Source organism: Actinokineospora globicatena (assembly GCF_024171945.1).
In the GTDB taxonomy this organism is placed as follows: Bacteria; Actinomycetota; Actinomycetes; order Mycobacteriales; family Pseudonocardiaceae; genus Actinokineospora; species Actinokineospora globicatena.
Genome location: NZ_JAMTCR010000002.1, coordinates 106,724 through 127,715, shown reverse-complemented (window position 1 = coordinate 127,715; position 20,992 = coordinate 106,724). Strand labels below are relative to the sequence as shown.

The 20,992-nt window shown below is 70.1% G+C and carries 20 protein-coding genes; 18 read left to right on the top strand and 2 right to left on the bottom strand.

From position 1 onward, the window contains the following. The first annotated feature begins 2 nt into the window (after positions 1-2). From LV79_RS00575 to LV79_RS00520, 12 genes are all read left to right on the top strand, one after another. On the top strand, positions 3-1,121 hold the full coding sequence (locus LV79_RS00575) for an AAA family ATPase (RefSeq protein WP_253831213.1): 1,119 nt from the start codon (positions 3-5) through the stop codon (positions 1,119-1,121). Continuing rightward, positions 1,114-1,779: a DUF4276 family protein gene (locus LV79_RS00570; protein ID WP_253831212.1), complete on the top strand. Its 666-nt coding sequence runs from the start codon at positions 1,114-1,116 to the stop codon at positions 1,777-1,779. Before LV79_RS00575 ends, LV79_RS00570 begins: the two co-directional genes overlap by 8 nt. A gap of 183 nt (positions 1,780-1,962) precedes the next feature. Beyond that, a complete protein-coding gene (locus LV79_RS00565; protein ID WP_143073685.1) occupies positions 1,963-2,148 on the top strand; it encodes a hypothetical protein in 186 nt (61 codons plus the stop codon). Between the two features lie 144 nt (positions 2,149-2,292). Further along, positions 2,293-3,486, top strand: coding sequence for an acyl-CoA dehydrogenase family protein (locus LV79_RS00560; RefSeq protein ID WP_253831211.1), 1,194 nt, complete (start codon positions 2,293-2,295; stop codon positions 3,484-3,486). A 46-nt stretch (positions 3,487-3,532) separates the two neighbouring features. Next, positions 3,533-4,060, top strand: coding sequence for a YflT domain-containing protein (locus LV79_RS00555; protein WP_253831210.1), 528 nt, complete (start codon positions 3,533-3,535; stop codon positions 4,058-4,060). Positions 4,061-4,221: 161 nt separating this feature from the next. Beyond that, positions 4,222-5,502 carry an ABC transporter substrate-binding protein gene (locus tag LV79_RS00550; RefSeq protein WP_253831209.1) on the top strand — a complete coding sequence of 427 codons (1,281 nt, stop codon included), beginning with the start codon at positions 4,222-4,224 and terminating at the stop codon, positions 5,500-5,502. After that, complete coding sequence (locus tag LV79_RS00545) at positions 5,499-6,386, top strand: carbohydrate ABC transporter permease (protein ID WP_253831208.1); 888 nt, start codon at positions 5,499-5,501, stop codon at positions 6,384-6,386. Before LV79_RS00550 ends, LV79_RS00545 begins: the two co-directional genes overlap by 4 nt. After that, positions 6,386-7,228, top strand: coding sequence for a carbohydrate ABC transporter permease (locus LV79_RS00540; protein ID WP_253831207.1), 843 nt, complete (start codon positions 6,386-6,388; stop codon positions 7,226-7,228). Before LV79_RS00545 ends, LV79_RS00540 begins: the two co-directional genes overlap by 1 nt. Before the next feature lie 2 nt (positions 7,229-7,230). Continuing rightward, positions 7,231-8,412 carry an ABC transporter ATP-binding protein gene (locus tag LV79_RS00535; protein ID WP_253831206.1) on the top strand — a complete coding sequence of 394 codons (1,182 nt, stop codon included), beginning with the start codon at positions 7,231-7,233 and terminating at the stop codon, positions 8,410-8,412. 100 nt (positions 8,413-8,512) lie between these two features. Beyond that, on the top strand, positions 8,513-9,034 hold the full coding sequence (locus LV79_RS00530; protein ID WP_253831205.1) for a peptidase inhibitor family I36 protein: 522 nt from the start codon (positions 8,513-8,515) through the stop codon (positions 9,032-9,034). A gap of 964 nt (positions 9,035-9,998) precedes the next feature. Beyond that, positions 9,999-10,784, top strand: coding sequence for a hypothetical protein (locus LV79_RS00525; RefSeq protein ID WP_253831204.1), 786 nt, complete (start codon positions 9,999-10,001; stop codon positions 10,782-10,784). A 109-nt stretch (positions 10,785-10,893) separates the two neighbouring features. Further along, positions 10,894-11,931: a hypothetical protein gene (locus tag LV79_RS00520; RefSeq protein ID WP_253831203.1), complete on the top strand. Its 1,038-nt coding sequence runs from the start codon at positions 10,894-10,896 to the stop codon at positions 11,929-11,931. Between the two features lie 31 nt (positions 11,932-11,962). Here LV79_RS00520 and LV79_RS00515 read toward each other — a convergent pair whose 3' ends face one another. Continuing rightward, complete coding sequence (locus LV79_RS00515; RefSeq protein ID WP_253831202.1) at positions 11,963-12,802, bottom strand: ParB N-terminal domain-containing protein; 840 nt, start codon at positions 12,800-12,802, stop codon at positions 11,963-11,965. Between the two features lie 416 nt (positions 12,803-13,218). Between LV79_RS00515 and LV79_RS00510 the strand changes: the two genes are divergently transcribed. From LV79_RS00510 to LV79_RS00485, 6 genes are all read left to right on the top strand, one after another. Further along, a complete protein-coding gene (locus tag LV79_RS00510; RefSeq protein WP_253831201.1) occupies positions 13,219-14,310 on the top strand; it encodes a WXG100 family type VII secretion target in 1,092 nt (363 codons plus the stop codon). 19 nt (positions 14,311-14,329) lie between these two features. Then, a complete protein-coding gene (locus LV79_RS00505) occupies positions 14,330-15,880 on the top strand; it encodes a hypothetical protein (protein ID WP_253836055.1) in 1,551 nt (516 codons plus the stop codon). Beyond that, complete coding sequence (locus LV79_RS00500) at positions 15,877-16,716, top strand: ESX secretion-associated protein EspG (protein WP_253831200.1); 840 nt, start codon at positions 15,877-15,879, stop codon at positions 16,714-16,716. Before LV79_RS00505 ends, LV79_RS00500 begins: the two co-directional genes overlap by 4 nt. Before the next feature lie 109 nt (positions 16,717-16,825). After that, entirely contained in the window at positions 16,826-18,256 is a 1,431-nt protein-coding gene (locus tag LV79_RS00495; protein WP_253831199.1) for a WXG100 family type VII secretion target, read from the top strand. Positions 18,257-18,270: 14 nt separating this feature from the next. Then, positions 18,271-18,606 carry a hypothetical protein gene (locus LV79_RS00490; protein WP_253831198.1) on the top strand — a complete coding sequence of 112 codons (336 nt, stop codon included), beginning with the start codon at positions 18,271-18,273 and terminating at the stop codon, positions 18,604-18,606. Further along, positions 18,603-19,439 (top strand): ESX secretion-associated protein EspG, encoded by an 837-nt coding sequence (locus tag LV79_RS00485; RefSeq protein WP_253831197.1) that lies wholly within the window; start codon positions 18,603-18,605, stop codon positions 19,437-19,439. The genes LV79_RS00490 and LV79_RS00485 overlap by 4 nt, the downstream gene beginning before the upstream one ends. Positions 19,440-19,671: 232 nt before the next feature. On the opposite strand, the gene LV79_RS00480 is transcribed toward LV79_RS00485, so the two are convergent. Continuing rightward, on the bottom strand, positions 19,672-20,754 hold the full coding sequence (locus LV79_RS00480; protein ID WP_253831196.1) for a magnesium and cobalt transport protein CorA: 1,083 nt from the start codon (positions 20,752-20,754) through the stop codon (positions 19,672-19,674). Positions 20,755-20,992 lie beyond the last annotated feature (238 nt).

The window sequence follows — 20,992 nt, the reverse complement described above, 5'->3', positions numbered from 1 at the left end:
CCGTGTCCGATGTCGCTGTGCGTGAGATCGAGGTGGAGGGCTTCACTTCGATCTCACACGCGACTGTTCGACTCGGCAGGATCAATGTGTTCGTCGGTGCGAATGGCGCGGGCAAGAGCAACTTCATCCGCGTACTCGAACTGCTCGGCCGGATAGCCGATCGGGAATTGCGGCTCTACGTGGGTGTCAACGGTGGGGCATCGGCCATGCTCGACCAGATCACCCCTGCCCGCGAGATCCGACTCGTGCTCCGCGGCCCCGCGCGGTCTTACACGGCGCACCTCGTGCCAGGGGCGAACGACGAGATGATCTTCGCCAAGGAAGTGATCGAGTCCGACGGCATCGAGATCCCGCTCGGCGTCGGACATGGCGAGAGCGGCCTCTCCGGCCGGGTGCGCGGCGGCAGGCCATCGCCCGAGCAGACGATGTTCCCGCCGTTCGAAGACACGTCCGATCTTGTCAAGGGTTGCCGCGTTTTCCACTTCCACGACACGAGTCGGGACGCCCCGGTCAAGCGGCTCAACCCGACAGCGGACAACCTGGCGTTGCGGTCGGACGCCGGGAACCTCGCGGCTGTGCTGTTGTCGATGCGCGATAGCCAGGACAACTCCGCGTATCAGCGGATAGTCGCCGTGGTCCGCCAAGTCGCCCCGTTCTTCCGGGATTTCGTCCTCCAGCCGGAAAACAGCGACCGGGTGCGAATACGCTGGCAGCAGACCGATTCCGATGTCATCTTCTCCGCCAACCAGATGTCCGACGGGACACTCCGGTTCATCTGCCTGGCCACCTTGCTCCTCCAGCCCAACCTGCCGCACCTGGTCGTGTTGGACGAGCCGGAACTCGGTCTGCACCCCTTCGCCGTCGTCCAGCTCGCAGGCTTGCTCCACCAGGCGAGCACGCGGGCGCAGGTGCTGCTGGCCACCCAGTCCGTGACGTTGATGAACCAGTTCGACATCGAGGACCTCATCGTGGTCGAGCGGACCGGTGGCGGATCCGTGTTCACCAGGCCCGACGCGCAGCACCTCGCCGCCTGGCTGGAGGAGTACTCGCTCGGGGAGCTCTGGGAGAAGAACCTCCTCGGCGGTCGACCTGGCCCTGCCGGGAGCAGCCCCTATGCCTGATCGCTTCCGCCGCCTGCACCTGCTGGTGGAAGGGCAGACCGAGGAAGTGGTCGTCGCCGAGGTCCTGCGTCCGCACCTGGAGCGGGCGGGGTGGGCGGTCACCTTCTCGATCGTCACCACCCGGCGGGCGGTGGGTGGTCCCGCGCGCCGCGGTGGCCTGACCACGTGGGCGAAGCTCGAACGAGAGATCCGGCTCCTGCTGCGGGACTCCAGCATCGACGTGCTGACCACCCTGGTCGACTTCTACGGCCTGCCCGAGGAGTGTCCGGGTATGTCCGACAGGCCCGCGCACGACGCCTACGAGCGGGTCGCGCACGTCGAGGCAGCCATGGCAGCAGCCATCGGCGATCACCGGTTCCGGCCGAATGTGGTCTTGCACGAGATCGAGGCGTGGGTGTTCGCCGCTGGGGTGCAGCTCGCCGAGCTGCGGGGTGAGCCGGGCCTCGCGCTCAAGCTCGCAGCCGAGGTCGGTCAGGCGGGTGGGCCCGAGCTGATCAACGACGGGCCTGCTACGGCGCCGTCGAAGCGACTGATCGGCCACTGCCCGGGGTACGCCAAGACGGTCGAAGGGCCGCTCGCGGTGACCGCCCTGGGTATCGACGCGTTGCGTGCCCTGTGCCCCCACGTTGACACCTGGCTGCTGGGACTCGACGCCTGAGAACTGGCTCCCTAAGGCACCTCGGGTTGACTGGGGGACGGTGGTGTGATCGGGGCGTGATGTTCACAGTCCGATTACGGTGCAGGTCAAGGACGTGACAAAGCGTGAGAGGTTGTCGTGACATAACGCACAGATCACGGGGGAGACTTGCTCGTGACCATGGCGGTGGGGTGCTCTGGGGGCATGGGTAGACACAGCCTTCCTTCCGAGTCGCGTGGCGTGCTGAGCTTCTTCAGTGGTCGGCACCGGCAGCGGGATGATCTGTTCGACCGCAGTTTCCGCTCGTGCACCGACTGCGGTGCGGATGTCTACGTGCTCGCCGAGGACTGCAAGGACTGCGGGACCGCGTTGGAGCTGCGTGCTGGCTGAGTAGTAACCCCACAGCGAGAGTTCGAAACGGCCCGGGTCCAGCAGCCCGGGCCGCTGCGTGTGGTCCGGAGCACTTCGGGGGCGCGAACGGGCGTTAACCGCGACATACTGGCCGGTAACAACCCCGGGACGTAGGGAGCTCGCATGGCCCGCCTCGCGCAGACCGCCGGACTGACCGACATCCAGCGGGAGATCCTGGCCACGGTCAAGGACTTCGTGGACAAGGAGATCATCCCGCACGCGCAGGCCCTGGAGCACGCGGACGCCTACCCGACCGACATCGTCGCCGGGATGCGCGAGATGGGGCTGTTCGGCCTGACCATCCCCGAGGAGTACGGCGGTCTCGGCGAGTCGCTGCTGACCTACGCGCTGGTGGTCGAGCAGATCGCGCGCGGCTGGATGAGCGTGTCCGGTGTGATCAACACGCACTTCATCGTCGCGCACATGGTCAAGCAGCACGGCACCGAGGATCAGAAGCAGCACTACCTGCCCAAGATGGCGACCGGTGAGATCCGCGGCGCGTTCTCCATGTCCGAGCCCGACCTCGGGTCCGACGTCGCCGCGATCAAGACCAGGGCCCGGCGCGACGGCGACACCTACACCGTCGACGGCGCCAAGATGTGGCTCACCAACGGCGGCAGCTCCAACCTGATCGCCCTGCTCGCGCGCACCGACGAGGGCGCCGAGAAGCCGCACCAGAACCTCACCACGTTCCTGGTCGACAAGCCCGAGGGCTTCGGCGAGGTCGCGCCCGGCCTCACCATCCCCGGCAAGATCGAGAAGATGGGCTACAAGGGCGTCGACACCACCGAGGCCGTGTTCGACGGGTACCGGATCGGCGCCGACAAGGTCCTCGGCGGCGCGGCGGGCAAGGGCTTCGCGCACATGATGGACGGCGTCGAGGTCGGCCGCGTCAACGTCGCCGCCCGCGCCTGCGGCATCGCGATCCGGGCCTTCGAGCTCGCCGTCGACTACGCCCAGCAGCGGCGGACCTTCGGCAAGCCCATCGCCGAGCACCAGGCGATCGCGTTCAAGCTCGCCGAGATGGCGACCAAGGTCGAGGCCGCGCACCTGATGATGGTCAACGCCGCGCGGCTCAAGGACTCCGGGCAGCGCAACGACGTCGAGGCGGGCATGGCCAAGCTGCTGGCCAGCGAGTACTGCGCCGAGGTGACCCAGGAGTCGTTCCGCATCCACGGCGGCTACGGCTACTCCAAGGAGTACGAGATCGAGCGGCTGATGCGCGAGGCGCCGTTCCTGCTCATCGGCGAGGGCACCAGCGAGATCCAGAAGACGATCATCTCGCGCGGCCTGCTGCGGGAGTACCGGGCGCGCTGAGCATGTCGGATTAGCACGGTTGCGGCCAGGTTGGCAGGATGGGCTCATGACCGGTGCGTTCTCCGGCCCTGGACGAGCGAACCAGGGTCTCCCCAAGGTCCCGACACCCCCCACCGGGTGGCCGATCGGCTCCTACGACACCTACCAGGAGGCCCACCGCGCGGTGGAGCACCTGGCCGCCAGCGAGTTCCCCGTCCAGGAGGTGACCATCGTCGGGGTCGACCTCATGCTGGTCGAGCGGGTCATCGGCCGGTTGAGCTGGCCCAAGGTGCTGGGCACCGGCGCGCTCTCCGGCGCGTGGTTCGGCCTGTTCGTCGGGCTGCTGCTCGGGTTGTTCAACCAGCAGCAGGCCTCCTTCGGCCCGATTCTGGTCGGGCTCGGCATCGGTGTCGTCTTCGGCGTGGTCTTCGCCGCGGCGGGCTACGCGAGCACCCGCGGCCGGGGTCGGGAGATCGCCTCCGCCACCCAGTTGGTCGCCGGTCGCTACGACGTCCTCGCCCAGCCGCGCAACGCCGAAAAGGGCCGTGACCTGCTGGCGAAGCTGTCCATGCGGCCGAACAGGGGTATCGAGTAAGCCGTCCGCCGCGTCGAATTGCGGGCCCCGGGCACCCGACTTAGTTTCAGGTGACCCGGTTGCGGGTACCGAGCTACCCGCATGACGGCGCACGTCGAGGTGCTTGGGTTTCGTTCGGGTCAGGCCTTCCCTCGGTGTCGCCGTCGGAAGGAGGTCGGACGATGGGGCGTGCTCATCGGGTGTCCGGCCGCCGAGGACGACGCCTGCGAGCGGCGCTGTGCGCCGCGCTCCTCGCTAGCCCGTTGCTGGCGGCCTGTGGTTCGGAAAGCGGCGGCATCACCGTCAACGTCTACTACTCCCCTGAAGAGAACTTCGAGCAGGTCATCGCGCGGTGCGACGCGGCGGCCGGTGGTCGGTACAAGATCGCGCTGAACACCCTGCCGCGCGGCGCGGACGACCAGCGCGAGCAGATGGTGCGCCGGTTGGCCGCCGGTGACGCGGACATGGACGTGCTCGGGCTCGACGTCACCTGGGTGTCGGAGTTCGCCGAGGCGGGCTGGATCGCTGAGTGGACCGGCCAGGACAAGGCCGATGTCGAGGACGGCACCCTCGAAGGGCCGCTGGCCACCGCGCGCTGGGAGGACAAGCTCTACGGCGCGCCGAAGAACACCAACGTCCAACTCCTCTGGTACCGCAGCGATCTGGTCCCCACCCCGCCCAAGTCGTGGGGTGAGATGTTGCAGCAGTCGCAGCAGCTCAAGGCGCAGGGCAAGCCCGGCACCATCCTGATGACCGGCGCGCAGTACGAGGGCCTGGTTGTTCAATTCTCTCAGTTGACCGCGGGCGCGGGCGGCAAGATCCTGTCCGACGACGGCACCAGGGCGGTCGTCGACGACGGCGCGGTCAAGGCGCTGCAGGCGTTGCGGGACCTGGCGACCTCGTCGTCGGCGAGCCCGTCGTTGTCCAACGCCAAGGAGGACAACATCCGGCAGGAGTTCGAGTCGGGCAAAACCGCCGCGTTCCAGCTGAACTGGCCGTTCGTCTACGCGTCGATGGGCAAGTCCAACCCGGACCTGGCCAAGGTGTTCAAGTGGGCGCCATACCCGGCCATCGACGCGAGCAAGACCGGGACCGCGACCCTCGGCGGGTTCAACCTCGCCGTCAGCGCGTACTCACGGCACAAGCCGGAGGCCTTCGAGGCGGCGAAGTGCTTGCGCAGCGCGGAGAACCAGAAGTTCTCGGCGATCAACTCCGGGGTGCCGCCGACCATCGAGTCGGTCTACGCCGACCCGGAGATGGCCGAGCCGTACCCGATGCGCGACGCGATCCTCACCGAGCTGAAGAACCCGGCCGTCCGGCCCATCACCCCCGCCTACCAGAACGTCTCCACGCTGATCTCCACCATCCTGTCGCCGCCATCGGACATCGACCCGGTGAAGACCGCTGAGCGCTTGCGCACCGAACTGCAGGACGCGCTCGACTCGAAGGGGGTCCTGCCGTGAAAGAGGTCAGCGACGGCAAGAAAGCCGAGCGCAGACTCGGACTGTGGCTGTGCGCGCCCGCTGCCCTGGTGATGATCGCGGTGACGGCCTACCCGATCATCTACTCGGTCTGGTTGTCGTTGCAGCGCTACGACCTGCGGTTCCCGGCGGAGCGCGAGTTCGTCGGGCTGGCCAACTACGCCACCGTGCTCACCAACTCCTACTGGTGGACCGCGTTCGGGGTGACCACCTTCATCACGGTCGTGTCCGTCATCATCGAACTGGTGCTGGGCATGGCATTGGCGCTCGTCATGCACCGGACGCTGGTCGCACGGGGTCTCATCAGGACAGTCGCGCTCATCCCGTACGGCATCGTGACCGTCGTGGCCGCGTTCTCCTGGCGCTACGCCTGGGACGACACCACCGGGTACCTCGCGCAGCTGTTCGGGGACTCCGCGCCGCTGACCCAGCGGGCCTCGGCGTTGGGGATCATCATCCTGGCCGAGGTGTGGAAGACCGTGCCGTTCATGGCGTTGCTGCTGATGGCGGGTCTGGCGCTGGTGCCGGAAGACCTGCTCAAGGCGGCGTCGATGGACGGCGCGACACCGTGGCAGCGGTTCACCAAGGTGATGCTGCCGGTGATGAAGCCCGCGATCCTGGTCGCGCTGCTGTTCCGCACGCTCGACGCGTTCCGCGTGTTCGACAACATCTTCGTGCTGACCAGCGGCGCGCAGCAGACCGGGTCCGTGTCGATGCAGACCTACAACAACCTGATCCGGGGCCTCAACCTCGGTGTCGGGTCGACGATGTCGGTCCTCATCTTCATCGCGGTCGCCATCATCGCGTTCATCTTCGTGAAGGTCTTCGGCGCCGCCGCGCCCGGCAACGACGGGGGGAAGCGCTGATGGCCGTCCTGGGCGGTACCGAGCGGGCGGCGAAGGTCCGCTGGTCGCTGATCAACATCGTGGTGCTGGTCTACGCGCTGGTCCCGGTGCTGTGGATCGTGTCGCTGTCGTTCAAGACCAAGGAGACCCTGACCGACAAGAACTTCATCCCCCGCGAGTGGACGCTGCAGAACTACGCGGACATCTTCACCACCAACCAGTTCCTGCGCGCGCTGCTCAACTCCGTGGGCATCGCGGTGATCGCGACGCTGATCGCGGTCGTGCTGGGCACCATGGCGGCGTACGCGATCGCGCGGCTCGACTTCCCCGGCAAGCGGTTGCTCGTCGGCGTCTCGCTGCTGATCGCGATGTTCCCGCAGGTCTCGCTGGTGACACCGCTGTTCGAGATGGAGCGGTCGCTCGGGTTGTTCGACACCTGGCCGGGGCTGATCCTGCCGTACATCACCTTCGCGCTGCCGCTGGCGATCTACACCCTCTCCGCGTTCTTCCGGGAGATCCCGTGGGAACTGGAGAAAGCGGCCAAGATGGACGGTGCGACCCCGGCGCAGGCGTTCCGCCGGGTCATCGCACCGCTGGCGGCGCCCGGTGTGTTCACCACGGCGATCCTCGTGTTCATCTTCTGCTGGAACGACTTCCTGTTCGCGATCTCGCTGACGTCCACGACCTCGTCGCGGACGGTGCCCGCGGCGCTGTCGTTCTTCCAGGGGTCCTCGCAGTTCGAGGACCCGACCGGGACCGTGTCCGCCGCCGCGGTGGTCATCACGGTGCCGATCATCCTGTTCGTGTTGTTCTTCCAGCGCCGCATCGTCGCGGGGCTGACCTCGGGCGCGGTGAAGGGCTAGGCATGGCTGAGATCGTTCTGGACAAGGTCAGCAAGCGGTACCCGGACGGCGCGCTCGCCGTGTCCGATGTGGACATCACGATCGCCGACGGGGAGTTCATCATCCTGGTCGGGCCGTCCGGGTGCGGGAAGTCCACCACGCTGAACATGATCGCCGGGCTCGAGGACATCACCGGCGGCGAGCTGCGCATCGACGGGCAGCGGGTCAACGAGCGCGCCCCCAAGGACCGCGACATCGCGATGGTGTTCCAGTCCTACGCGCTGTACCCGCACATGAGCGTCCGGGAGAACATGGCGTTCCCGCTGCGGCTCGCGCACGTGGACAAGGAGACCATCAACCGCAAGGTGGAGGAGGCCGCGCGCATCCTCGACCTCGGTCAGCACCTGGACCGCAAACCGGGCAACCTCTCCGGCGGCCAGCGGCAGCGGGTGGCGATGGGGCGCGCGATCGTGCGCGACCCCAAGGCGTTCCTGATGGACGAGCCACTGTCCAACTTGGACGCCAAGCTGCGCGTGCAGATGCGCACCTCGGTCGCCAAGCTGCAGCGGAAGCTGGGCACCACCACGGTGTACGTCACCCACGACCAGACCGAGGCGATGACCCTCGGCGACCGGGTCGTGGTCATGCGCGGCGGGCTCGTGCAGCAGATCGGGTCACCGCAGGCGCTCTACGAGCAGCCGGTCAACCTGTTCGTCGCCGGGTTCATCGGGTCGCCGTCGATGAACTTCCTGCCCGCCACCCTCGCCGACGGCCAGTTGCGCACCCCGCTCGGGGCCGTGCCGCTGACCGACCGGATCCGGCGGCTCGCGGAGGCGGCGAAGGCACCGCGGGAGGTGATCGTCGGGCTGCGGCCGGAGCACTTCGAGGACGCGGCCCTGCTCGACGAGGCCGAACTCGGCGCGGGCGCGACGTTCACCGCCACCGTCGAGGTCATGGAGTCGATGGGCTCGGACAAGTTCGCCTACTTCCTGGTGGAGGGCGAGACGGCGACCTCGGCCGAACTCGACGAGCTCGCCGCCGAGTCCGGCTCCGCGGAGATGACCGACGGCGGCGCGCAGATCGTCACCCGGCTCTCGGCGGCCTCGTCGATCAAGGAGGGCGACGAGGCGGAGGTCTGGTTCGACCCGGACAAGCTCCACCTGTTCGACCCGTCCGACGGGCGCACCCTCACCCACTCCGACTGACCCTGTGGACAACTTTCCACACGGGTCTTGACAACCTGCCATCTTGGTCCCCGTCGGACCGCCCACCCGGGGCGGCCCAACGGGGATCGAGGTGTTCTCCATGGTGTTCGCCCTCCTGTTCTCGCTGCTCACGCGCACCGTCTCGCCGCGGCTGGGTGTGCTCGGCTTCCGCAAACCCGGCAGGCCGGTGTTCAGTGATCCGGTCTCCCGGGATCACCCGATCCGGCGACGTGTGCGCGGCCCACGTGTCATCTGGTCGGGCTCCCGCCGCTCCGCCGGGCTCTTCCTCCGGTCCCTGGTCGTCGCCCTAGTCGCTGCCCTCGGCTTCACCGTGCCCGCCGCCGCGTCCCCCTTCTGCGACCGCGGCGAGTTCTGCGTCTGGTCCGGCATCGCCTTCCGCGGCGAATCCGGCAAGTTCGGCATCGGCTCATCCGCGGTCGGGGAGTGCATCGTGCTAGGCCGAGAATCCCGCTCCCTCGCCAACCTCCTCCGCCACGACGTCACCGTCTACGAATCCCCCGAATGCGCCACCGAAGCCGACTTCACCACCTACCCCGGCCTAGGCACCTACGTCCCCACCACCCCCTTCGTAGTCCGAGCCATCCAACTCTGGCCCGCCTGACCCACCCCTCCACGCGGTCCAACCCCGCCCACCCCCACCGGCCGCCCTGTCCCCACCGGCCCCGCCCTAGCCCGCCCCCCGACAGCCCGCCCTCGACCGACCGACCCCCTCCCCACCAGGCCCGCCCGAAATCCGCAACCCGACCCGAAAGGCTCGCTCCAGCACCCCCCGACCCGACCTAACCCCAGCCTGGCCCAACTCGACTCGACTTGACTTGACCCGGCCTGACTCGACTCGGCCCGGTCCGGTCCGTCCTGACCCAGCCCGGCTGGTCGGCCGACTCGATCTGATGAGCCCTACTTGCCCGGCCAGCCATCCCCGTTCGGTCGTCCTGATCCAGCCCGACCGGGCTGATCAGACCTAACTGATCCGACTCGACCGACTGATCGGCTCAACCCAGGCAAACGGTCCTGGCTGGTTGGCCCGGCTCGCCTCGCTCTACGGGCGACTCGGTCTGACCCGGCCCGATCGGGTCAGCGGGCCGAGCTGGTGTGCCTTGGCCCCACCTGGGCCTGGTCCGGGTCAGTGGGCCGATCCGACGGTGTGAGTGTCTTGCTGCCTGGTTGCCAGCTGGCGATCGGATTCGTTGGGTGGCTGCCTGCGGCGGGGGTGTCATCGGGTCTGTTCGGTGCGGCGCCAGGGTAAGGAGGCACCGAAGTCGAGTGCTGGAGCTGAGTTCGGTGAAAGGCGATCTATGGACGGGTGTCGAAGGCCGGTTGGGGTTGTCATGTGGGCGGGTCGTGACAGGGGGAGCGTTGGGCCATTGGTGTCTCGTGTTGGCGGGCTGATGGGTCTGTGGGGTTGTTGGTTGTTGTGCTGCAACGGAAAGCTCGTGGTGTCAGGTGAGGCGTGGAGGAGGTGATCGGTAACGGTGGTTGGGGGTGTAGCGACCTAGGGGCAGCGTCGTAGGTCGGGAGGGTGCTCGGTGAGCCAGCCAACGGCTTCTAGCTCTAGGTCCCACTGGGTGCTGACCATCGTCAGCGTTGTCGCTGATGTGTCGGCGATTCTGGCGATCGCGGCGAACACCGTTGACGCTGTCATCCGGATCGCCGCGGTAGTGGCGGTGGTGTTGACGTTGTGGCTGCTGGTTCGGCTGTGGGGACAGCCGTTGCGGTGGCAGGGGATGTTGGCGGTCGTGGGGTTGGTGGCGGGGTCGGTCGTGTTCACGGCGACCTTCATCGGTGGCTCCACGACGGTGGTGCCAGCGGCGGGGGCTGGTGGTGGCGGGACGACAACCCCCGGCACCACAACAACAACTCCCAGCACCACGACGGGCACGACAAGCCAATCCCGGCCGACATCGGTGTCGGGTGGTACGACCACGCCGCCGGTGACCAGTGCGTCGGTGGCGTACAACGGGCCGCCGGTCGAGTACCCGATCTCCGTGGCCTCCGGGGTTGCTGTCGACCTCGATGTGGAGAACGGGAAGCCGAGTGTGGAAGGAGGGCCCGACTTCGACCTGTACTACGAGAGCGGACTCCCCGGCACGCTCTACTTCTCCCGGCGGGACGGCAAGGTGTCGGCCGGAATGCTCGCCACCTTCGTCGCGCGGGACAAGGCGTCCCCGGAGGCGTGCGCCAACAGCGCGCTGATCACGAAGACCGCCGACGCGTACTCGCACAAGCCCAGCGACGTGGTGTGCGTGCGGACGAGCAAGAACGCATGGGCGATCATCACGGTCCAGCGGTGGGGCAGCACGTCGCCATTCAACGTCGAACTGGCCGTCTCGTTGTGGCGGCCCAGTCCCTGAACCGTTGCCCGTTCGGGCAATGATCCCGCTCGGCGCCACGACCTCGTTATGTTCCGGCGCCGGGGATCGACGTCATCCACACACGGTGCGCTGCGTGGTGGATGGGGCGATGCGGATGACTTCCGACGGTCTGCCTTCGGTGGTGGCGGAGTTGGTGGTGCCCACTGGGACCGCCAAGGCCGATGCGCCCGCGGGCGGTGGTGGGGACTGGTCGACGCGGGTGGAGGAGTTGCACCCGGCGTCGGCGTGGCGGATGTCGGTGGTGGAACGGCTGCAGCGGTTGCAGGCCGAGATCGACCAGCGGGGCGCGCCGGTGCCGACGGCCGCGCACACCGCCATGCGGATCGCGGCGCGGGCGGTCGAGCTGAAGAGTTCGCCCGCGCGCTGGTACTCCGGGGTCAACATCGAACGGGCCTGGCGCGCGGTGCACCTGGCCGACGAGGTGCTGGTCGCGTCCAGCCCCGACCTGCCGAGCAGGCTGCCCGCGATCCGCGCGACGGTCACCAGGAAGCTCACCGAGCGCGACCCTCGGGCCAGAGCGCTCGCCCCGGCGTCCTTCGACGTCCTCGGTGACGCCGCGCGCCGGGACGTCGTGCTGGTCGCGTTGCGCGGGACCCACCAGGCCTCGCACGACGCCGCCACCGCGGTGCGGAGCCTGCGCAACCGGATCATCCTGTTCGGCCTGCTGCTACTGGTGATCAACGTGGCCGTCGGGTGGCTCACCGCCCTGCACGACCACATGCTCCCGCTGTGCCTCGGCACCGGCACCGCCATGATCTGCCCCACCGGTGCCCCTACGCCCACCGGCGGCGACGTCTGGTGGCTGCAACTCATGGGCATGCTCGGCGCGTCCATCGCCGTCGTCGTCCTGTTGCTGCGCACCAAACCCAGCGTCGTCCCCTACACACTCACCCCGTACCAGGCCGTCGTCAAAGTCCTCCTCGGCGCCATCCTCGCCGTCGTCGGCGTCCTGGTCCTGCGCACCGGCCTCCTCCCCGACGTGATCGGCAACCAAGCCGCCCTGCTCGTCCTCGCCCTGGTCCTCGGCTACTCCCAACAACTAGGCACCCGCCTACTCGACTCCTTCGCCGACCAGGTAGTCCAACGCGCGCAACCCTCCGCGACGACATCGACTACCGGTGCCTGAGGACGGTGCACCGGCTGGCTGAAGCGGGAGGTCAGTCGCGGGTGCGGAGGGTGTTGAGGACGGCGTCGTCCCAGTGGTGGGAGCGGATCAGGCGGTAGCGTTCGCCGATGGCCCAGAGGTAGGCCTCGGCGTCGGTGCGGGTGGGGGCTATGGCGGCTTGGCGGACCATCTCGACTACGGGGGTGAACTCCTCGGTGTGCCAGCGGCGGGCGATGGTGGGGCGGTCCAGGAAGGTCTGCTCGTCCTGCATCAGGCGGAAGCCCCAGGCCTCCACGGCCTCGCTCAGTTCCGTGTAGTCCCACGGGTCGGTCAGCGAGATCGTGGCCCTGCGGTCCTGGCTGAGCGGGACGCGGTCGAGGAACACCCGGTGGTAGTCCTTGGTGATCAGGTCGCCGCGCAGGCGGATGCCCTCGGCGGGGACGCGGGTGGTGATCTCGGTGACCGTGGCGTCGATGCTCGTCAGGCCGAGGGCGTGCGCGACCGAGACGCGGTGGTGGCCGTCGATGACGAAGTGGAGTTCGCCGACGCGGTAGACGTCGATCGGTGGGGTCGACTCGCCGCGGCGGGACGCGCGGGCGAGGCGTTCCCAGCGTTGCCGCGACTGGGTCGACGTCGGGCGGAAGCGGCGGTCGAACTCGCGTCCCCGGTCGACGCTGCCGACGATCGTCTCCACCTGGATCACCCGCTGCCCCAGCCGCCGCTCGCCGGTGCGGCCCAGGGCCGCGACGACCTCGTCGAAGGGCAGCATGATGTTCACGTCGTCCGGTTCCCGGCGCAGCCAGGCGCCGAGCCGGGCGAGCACCTGGCGGCGGCGGGCCCGCAGGAAGTCGTACTCGGCGTCGGCGTCGGGGAAACCGGTGTCGCGCGGCATGGTCGCTCCCACTCTCTGGCGGCAGGCCAAGTCTTCCCCTCGCGGACTGCGCCAGCCGGGTGAAATCCCGCCGCGGCGCGCACCTCGTCCCAGTGCGTGCTGTTGAACGGCCGTACCGAACATCGGGTGACTGACCCGCACCGAAGTGAACGTCCGGTAACCGTCCGTTCGCCGTCACGCCACGTCGGGTGCCTCCGGCGGACGCGGCGGTGTCGTGGTTGCCTGGTACGAAGTTGCGCACAGGGGGCAACCGAACCGGCCCGCTCGGTATCGATGCGGGTGCGGGGAACGAGGAGTGGTGAGAAGGGAACTGTCGGTGTCCGGCGTGCGTCCAACGGGCTAGCGTCATCGTCGGAAGCGATCGTCCGCGGGGCCGAGGGGAGCGGTGGTCCGGTCAGCCACCGAGGGGAGAGGCGATGGTTACGGAGCGGCACGGCTACGACCGGTACGTCACCGGCGGTGTGCAGTGGGAGAAGTACTCCCTGGAACAGCTGGTCAAGATGGTCGAGGAGCAGGCGAGCGCACCCGAACTGCAGCAGCTCGCGCAGGACTGGCGGGAGGCGGGCGACCAGGTCGTCTCGGCCGCCGGGCTGCTCGGCGAGGCGCTCAACCAACTGATGGACTTCTGGGCGGGCACCGCGGCCGAGCAGGCCCGCCACGACGTGGAGCTCAACGCGCGCTGGGTCGCCGACCTCGGTGAGACCGCGCACGACATCGGCCCGTCGATCGAGGAGGCGGCCAACGCGCTGCAGGCCGTGCAGGCCGCGATGCCTGAACTCCCCGCCGAGCCCGCCGTGCCACCCGCGCTCGCCGCCGACAGCGCCGCCAGGGGGTTGGACGCCGGGGGACCGCTGGTGTCCGCCGTCAACGGCACCGCCGCCGGGACGGAGAGCGCGTTCGCCGCCGAGCAGAAGACGGCCGAGCTCAAGTCCCGCGCGGTCGACGCCATGCGCCGGTTCGAGGGCGCGGTCATCGGCATCGACGAGTCCACCCCCCGCTTCGCCGAACCCGCGCCCGACACGGGCCTCGTCCCCGGCGAACCCACTCCCATCCCCACACCGCCCCCGAGCACGACGCCACCGCCGCCGATCTCGACCGACCCGGTCGGACGGTGGGACGAACTCACCAAGGGCGACCCGACCACCACCGCGCAGGGTGTCGGTGACGGCGGCGGCTACGCGGGCGGTTACTCCGGTGGCGGTAGCGCTGCCGTCCCCGTTGGTGCTGACGCTGGCCGTGGACCGTTGCAGTACGGGGGCTCGGTAGGCGCGACGGAGGCTCTTACCGGCAACAACCCCCGACCGGCCGTACCCGCCGCTGGCATGGCCGCGGCGGCTGGTGGCTCGGGTGGTTCCGGCGCGGGCATGGGCGGCATGCCGATGGGCGGCGCGATGGGTGGTGGCCAAGGCGGCGAAGGCGGCGCTGACCACCGCAGGCGCTACCCGTACGACGGGGAAGACCCGTTCCTGTTGGACCAGAAGGCCTCGCCACCGGTGATCGGGCTCTGAGGCCAGGGAGACCAAGACGATGCGCGAGAACACCCCCCAGTCGGACGCGACCCACCAGTTCCCGGCAGGCATCCCGGACGGGCTCACCGTCTCGGTCCCCGTGCTCGGTGCCCTGCCGACCGCCACCCCCGTGCCCGCGCCGCAGCCCAACCCGATCCCAGCACCCCCGGCGCCCGACCCGATCCCGGTGCCGCCCACGCCCGACCCCATTCCCAGCCCGCCCGCTCCGGTCCCGCCGCTGCCCGGACCTCCCGTGCCGCCGGTCCCGCAGACGCCGGTCCAGTACCACTACCCGCAGCAGCAGTACCCGGACCCGGCGCGCCACCAGGTGACCTACCCGTCCGACGCGACGGTTCCGACGGCGTTCTCCCCGGAACTCGCCGCCCGCCTGGCCGCACAGCACCCGGCACAGCAGTCCCCCTTCGCCCCGGACGCGCAGCCTTACCCGCAGCCGGACGTCTACGGCCGCCCCAGCTACCCGGACGCCTCCACGCAGGGCCGCCCCGCGTGGCCAGACGCGACCGCGCAGCCGACGCCGGACATGAGTCGCCCGAGCTTCCCCGACGCCTCCGCGCAGCCGGACGTCTACGGCCGTCCCGGCGTCCCGGACGCTTCGGCGCAGCCATTCCCGCAGCCGGTGCCGGATGTGCAGGGCCGTCCCGCGTGGCCGGATGCTTCCGCGCAGCCGACGCCGGATGTCTCGGGCCCGGGGTTCCCGGAACCTGCCGCGCCGGATCTGTCGGTGTTGCCGTATCCGCCGGTGTCCGGGTCGATCCCAGTGCAGCCGAATCCCTTACCCGCCCCCACCACCGGTGGCCAGGCTCCTGACCTCGGTAGCAACCCCGGGCCGTACCCGCCCGCCCCCGTCCCCACCGGCCCGGTCACCGGCGCGCCCATGCCCGCCCCCGAGCCGGTCCCGGTTCCCCTCCCCGCCCCCGCCCCCACTCCGCACTGGACCCCGCGTCCGAGCAGGGGCGGTGACCACCACCAGAAGCCCGGTGTCCCCCCGACCTCGGGTTCGGCGCCCACCCCCGAGCACGGCAAGTCCCACCCGGGCGGTGGAGGCGGGAACCAGTACCCCGACACCAAGCCCGGGACCCCGCCGTCCAACACGACCCCCGGCACCACCGAGCCCGGTTCGACCAAGCCCGCTGACGCCACCACCCCCGCCGGGAGTCGACCGGATGGTTCGGTCCAGCCCGGGTCGGTGCAGCCGAGCAACGGCACGTCGCAGGGGTTTTGGAAGATCGACCCCGAGGAGCTCGCCGGGTTCGCCCGCGCGGTGAAGGCGGCCCGGTTCGGGCTCGAGGGTGTGCAGCTGAAGGTGCGCGGCATGGCGGGCAAGGAGCCGAAGCTGGGCACCAGCCCGGTCGGCGAGCAGCTCGCGCGCAAGTTCGACGACCGGCTCAACGGGCCCAACGGCCTCAAGACCCTGCTCGACCAGGCCATGATGAAGATGGACGGGTTCATCCAGAGCGCCGAGCGGGTGCGTGACAGCTACCTCGACGTCGACGACACCGCGCGCGGGGACATGCAGAGGCGTGACCGGTCCTCGGGCGGCACCACGTGACCGAGCTGTCCACCGGCCTGGAGGCCGATTCCGAGTACCGCGACGGCGGTCAGGCCTCGTTGCACCCGGCCGAAGTGGACTTGCTGTGCACGTTCGCCGAGGTGACGCCGCCGTTCCCGTTGAAGGTCGGCGCGCTCGGCGACCGCAAGGCCGCTTACGCCGTGGCCCGCACCGAGCTGGCCAGGCGTGGACTGGCCGACGGGCGGGGCCCGCGCGGGTTGGCGGGCGAGCTCGTCCACCTGCTGCGCACCAGCGCGGGCGCGGTGGACCTGATGGTCGCCCGGCTCGGGCAGTCCCGGGGCGCGCTGGTGCTGGCGCAACGGGACGACGCGCTGCTGCTGCGCCAGGACATCGGCCTGCCCGGTGCCCGGGTGCACCTGACGGCGTTGTCGCTGCACGACGCGATCGAGCAGCTCGTCGACCTGGTGCCCGAGCACGGCCCCGGGATGGCGGCCCCGTTCAGCCTCTCCCAGCGCGCGCTCGACCAGGCCTACCGGGCGATCCAGGCCGCGACCGGACCCGACGACGAGCCGCGCAGGCTCGACGCCGACGAGGTCGACAGGTTGTTGCGGGACAACGGCATCGACGAGACCACCGCGCGCCGGATGACCACGCACCTGCAGCCCGTGCTCGGCAACGGGCAGGCCGGTGCGGCCGAGCGCCGCGGGTACGCCGACGAGTGGGGGCGGGTCGGCGAGGAACTGCGCTGGCTCGACACCGCGCGCGGTCGGTTCCGGCTCGGCACCGACTCGGCCGGGTGGGTCAGCGTCAACCCGTTGACCCGCGATGACCTGCGGGCGGGCATCCGGTCACTAGCCGCCGAACTGTGGCACTAGGTCCGGCGGACATTCCCGGATCGACCGTCGCATCGGCTACGGTTGGACCGCGGGGTGACCTGGCGCGGAGCAGTCACGAGCGGACCGCGCCGAGGTCGGAGTGGACAGCGTGAGGGAGGGCACGGGCATGATCGCCGGACTCGACGACGTGGTGCGCCGGTTGGCCGAGCAGGCCGAGGCGGCCGCGGCCGCCCGACGGACCGCCGAGCAGGAGCGCAGGCGCCGCCGCGAGGCGGACGACAGCTACGTCACCGGTGGTGTGCACTGGGACGGCTACTCGCTCAAGTCCTTGCAGCGCATGGTCGGTGACCAGGCCAACGCCGCCCAGTTGGACATGCTCGCCGGGGAGTGGGCGCGCTACGGCGAGAAGGTCGCCCAGGCCTCGAGCGACCTGTCCCGCTCGATGGGCAAGCTGATGCAGTTCTGGTCCGGCAGCGCCTCCCAGGACGCGTCGCGGACCGTGGTCAGCAACGCCGCGTGGATCTCCGAGCTCGGTGGCACCGCGCAGCGGATGGCCGACCCGATCCAGGACGCCGGTGGCGCGCTGCGGTCGGCGCAGAGCACCATGCCCGGCGGGTCGCCGAGCAGCCCGTTCCTCGCCACGGCGGGCGGCGGCGCGGCGGCCGGTTTCGCGATCGGTGGACCTGTCGGCGCCGCGTTCGGCGCGGCCCTCGGCGGCATCGCCAGCGCGTTCGGCTTCGGTAGCAACAAGAAGAAGATGAAGCGCAAGGCAGTGCAGACCATGCAGCGCTTCGAGACCGCGGTGCTCGGCATCGACGGCAGCACTCCCCGCTTCGGCGCACCGGCCACCGGCGTCGACCCCGGCGTGAACCGGCCGCAGCCGCAGCCGCCGCGCACGGGCGTCCCCGGTCCCGGTGTGACCGTCCCTGGTGGTCCCGGTCGTGGGCCGTCCGACCCGTCGGCGCCGCCGCCCGGGTTCGGTGGCGGCCCCAGCATCGGCACGTCGCCGTCGCTCGCGCCTGGGTTCGACAAGGGCTGGGACAACCACTGGCGCGGCCTCACCGGGATGGGTCCCGGCGGTCAGCTGCCCGGTGGCGGCGGTAGCAACATCGGCAACGGCCCCGGCGGTATCGGCATCGGTGGCGGCGGGTACCTGCCCGGCGGCCTCGGTGGTGGCAACCGCGGCGGTGGGTCGGGTTCCGGTCGCGCGGGGCTCGGACCTGGTGCGGGCGTGGGTGGTCGCGGCGCGGACGGCAGCCGTGGACGCGGCGCGGGTCGCGGGCTCGGCGGCAGCGGCACAGGTGGATCCGGCGGCTCGGGTCGCGGGATGGCAGGCGGCGGCCTCGGTGGACCTGGCGGGTCGGGTCGCGGTCGCGACGGCACCCGCGGTGCCAGCCGGTTCGGCCGGGCCAGTGGCTTCGCCGACGCGCACGGCCGGTCCGGGAACGGCTACGGCATGCCCCCGGGTGGCGCGCGCGACAAGGAAGAGGACGGCGAGCACAAGCGGCGCGTGCCGATCGAGGAAGACCCGTTCACCACGGCCGACCTGACCGCCGCACCGCCGGTCATCGGCGCCTGACGAGGGAGTTGCGCATGAACGAGTCCACCGGCGGTGGCTGGCACGTCGAGCCCGACCAGGTGCGCGAGTTCGCCGCCGCGGTCGAGGAGGTCAGGGCCGACCTGAACTCGATCTTCGCCGAGGTCGCCGAGCTGGCCACCCCGGCCTACCTGCCGATGCTGGGCACCAGCCCGGTCGGCCAGGAGCTCTCGGAGAAGTTCACCGAGCGGCTGGCGGGGGAGACCGGGCTCAAGGGCCAGCTGGAGGAGGCGCTGCGCCGGATGGAGGAGTTCGTCGCCAGCGCCGAGCGCTCCGCCGCCGGGTACCAGGACAGCGACGACAACTCCGCGCAGCGCTTCACCAACCCGTGACGGCGCCGCTGGCCCCCGGCGTCGCGCTGCACCCGGTCGAGGTCGACCTGCTGTGCGCGTTCGCCGAGGTGTCGCCGCCGTTCCCGATCGAGGTCCCGGCCGCGGCGACCTCCGACATCGAGCGGGGCGTGCTCTACCGGGCTGCCGCCGAGGAACTGGCCGAGCGCGGGCTCGCCGACGAGAACGGCCCGCTGGACGTGGCCGAGGAGTTCGTCTACCTGCTGCGGGCCTGCACGGGTGTGCTCGACATCGTGCTCAACCGCCCGTCCGGCACGCTCGGGATCGCCGTGCTCGCCGCCAGGGACGAGGCGCTGGTGCTCACCCAGGACCAGGCCGACCCGGACGGCCTGATCCGCATGTGGGCCGCCACCGTCGACGAGGCCATCGGCCGGGTCGCCCGGATGGTCCCGCGCGTCGACGCCCCGCTCACGGCGCCGTTCAGCCTCCCTATGCGCCCGCTGGAGGAGGCCTTCGCAGTCATGCTCGCGCGGCTGCCGGAACCCGACCAGCCGGGCACCCCGAACCCGATGACCCAGCCCGAGATCGACGAACTCCTGCACGCGCACGGCATCGACGACCGCGTCACGCGCCGCATGGTCTCGTCGCTGCAACCCGTCCTGGGCAACGGCCAGGCGGGCACTGCCATCCGGGACGACAGCGAGGACCACTGGCGCCGCACCGGCCAGGAACTCCGGTGGCTCGACACCCCGCGCGGCCGCTACCGCCTGGCCACCACCACGAGCGACGACACCGCGTGGCTCAGCGTCAACCCGCTGGGCATGGACGAGCTGCTCGGCCACCTCCGCTCCCTGGCCCACGCCACCCGCGGCTGAACTGGGAACCCCTGCGGTAGCGAGGAAGTCGGTCACGGTCCTCAGTGGACCGCTTGGTGGGCGGGGAAAATCCGGGCCTGGGACGGAACCCCTTACGCGCCAGGGGTTTCCGCGATGATCACGGTCACCACCGTGATCCAGGTGACGATCACCGCGAGCAGCCAGAACTTCACATTGGTCAGCAACCTGGTCATGGGGGAACCTCCCGTCGAAAGGGGTGGGCGGTGGGGTGTCAGAGCCATCGGTTCTTGCGGAAGATGCGGTACAGCACGATGCAGGCCACGAAGATGACCGCCATGACCATCGGGTAGCCGAAGCGCCAGTGCGTCTCGGGCATGTGGTCGAAGTTCATCCCGTAGACGCCGACGACCATGGTGGGGACCGCGATGATGGCCGCCCACGAGGTGATCTTGCGCATGTCGGTGTTCTGCTGCAGCGTGATCTTGGCCAGGGTGGCGTCGACCAGGGTGGTGAGCAGCTCGTCGAAGCTGGTGACCCGTTCGGACACCGTGGTGAGGTGGTCGTCGACGTCGCGGAAGTAGGAGCGGACGGTGTCGGGCACCAGCGGCGAGCAGCCCTCGGCCAGGCGCCGCAACGGGTTGGCCAGCGGCATGACCGCGCGGCGCAGCTCCAGGATCTCCCGCTTCATCAGGTACATCTGCTCGGCGCTGACCGGGCTGCGCGGCGCGAAGACCGCCTTCTCGATCAGGTCGATGTCACCCTCGAACGCGTCGGTCACCGCGAGGTAGGTGTCGACGACGTGGTCGGCGATCGCGTGCAGCACCGCGGCGGGCCCACCGCGCAGCCGGTCCGGGGACCGCTCCAGCTCCGCGCGCAGGTCGTGCAGGCCGGAGTGCTTGCCGTGGCGCACCGTCACCACGTAGTCGGCGCCGAGGAAGGCCATGATCTCGCCGGTCTCGACGATCTCGTTGGCCGTGGTCGGCGACTCGTGCTCGACGTAGCGGACCGTCTTGAGCACCATGAACAGGTTGTCGTCGTAGCGCTCCAGCTTGGGCCGCTGGTGGGCGGTGACGGCGTCCTCCACCGCGAGCTCGTGCAGCCCGAAGGTCTCCGCGACGCCCTGGATCTGCCGCTCGTCCGGCTCGTGCAGCCCGATCCAGACGAACCCCTCGCCGCGGCGGCGGACCTCGGCGACCGCGTCGATGTGCGTCCACCGGCCGGGCAGCCGCTCGCCGTCGACGTACACGCCGCAGTCGACCACGTAGGCCGAGAGCGGCACCGGGATCGGCGCCGTCGGGGGCGTGACCCGGTTGGTGCGACCTCTCAGGCCGCCGAACGAGGGAATGGCGGGCATCAGACCTCCAGCGACACGCGTCGCGCACCGACGCGGCTGACCGGTTGGCCGAACGGCGTAACCGGGGTTGCTGAGCGCCCCGGCCGGTGACACGGTGCCCGCGCTTAGCGGCGGCGAACACCTCCGGAGGGGACGCGGGGACTACTGCATCCAGTCTCGGTTTCATGACCAGTGGGGTCGCCCATGCGTCTCACCTCCTCATGTCGACGGCGGCCCAGGGCGCGTGACGCGCAGGCCT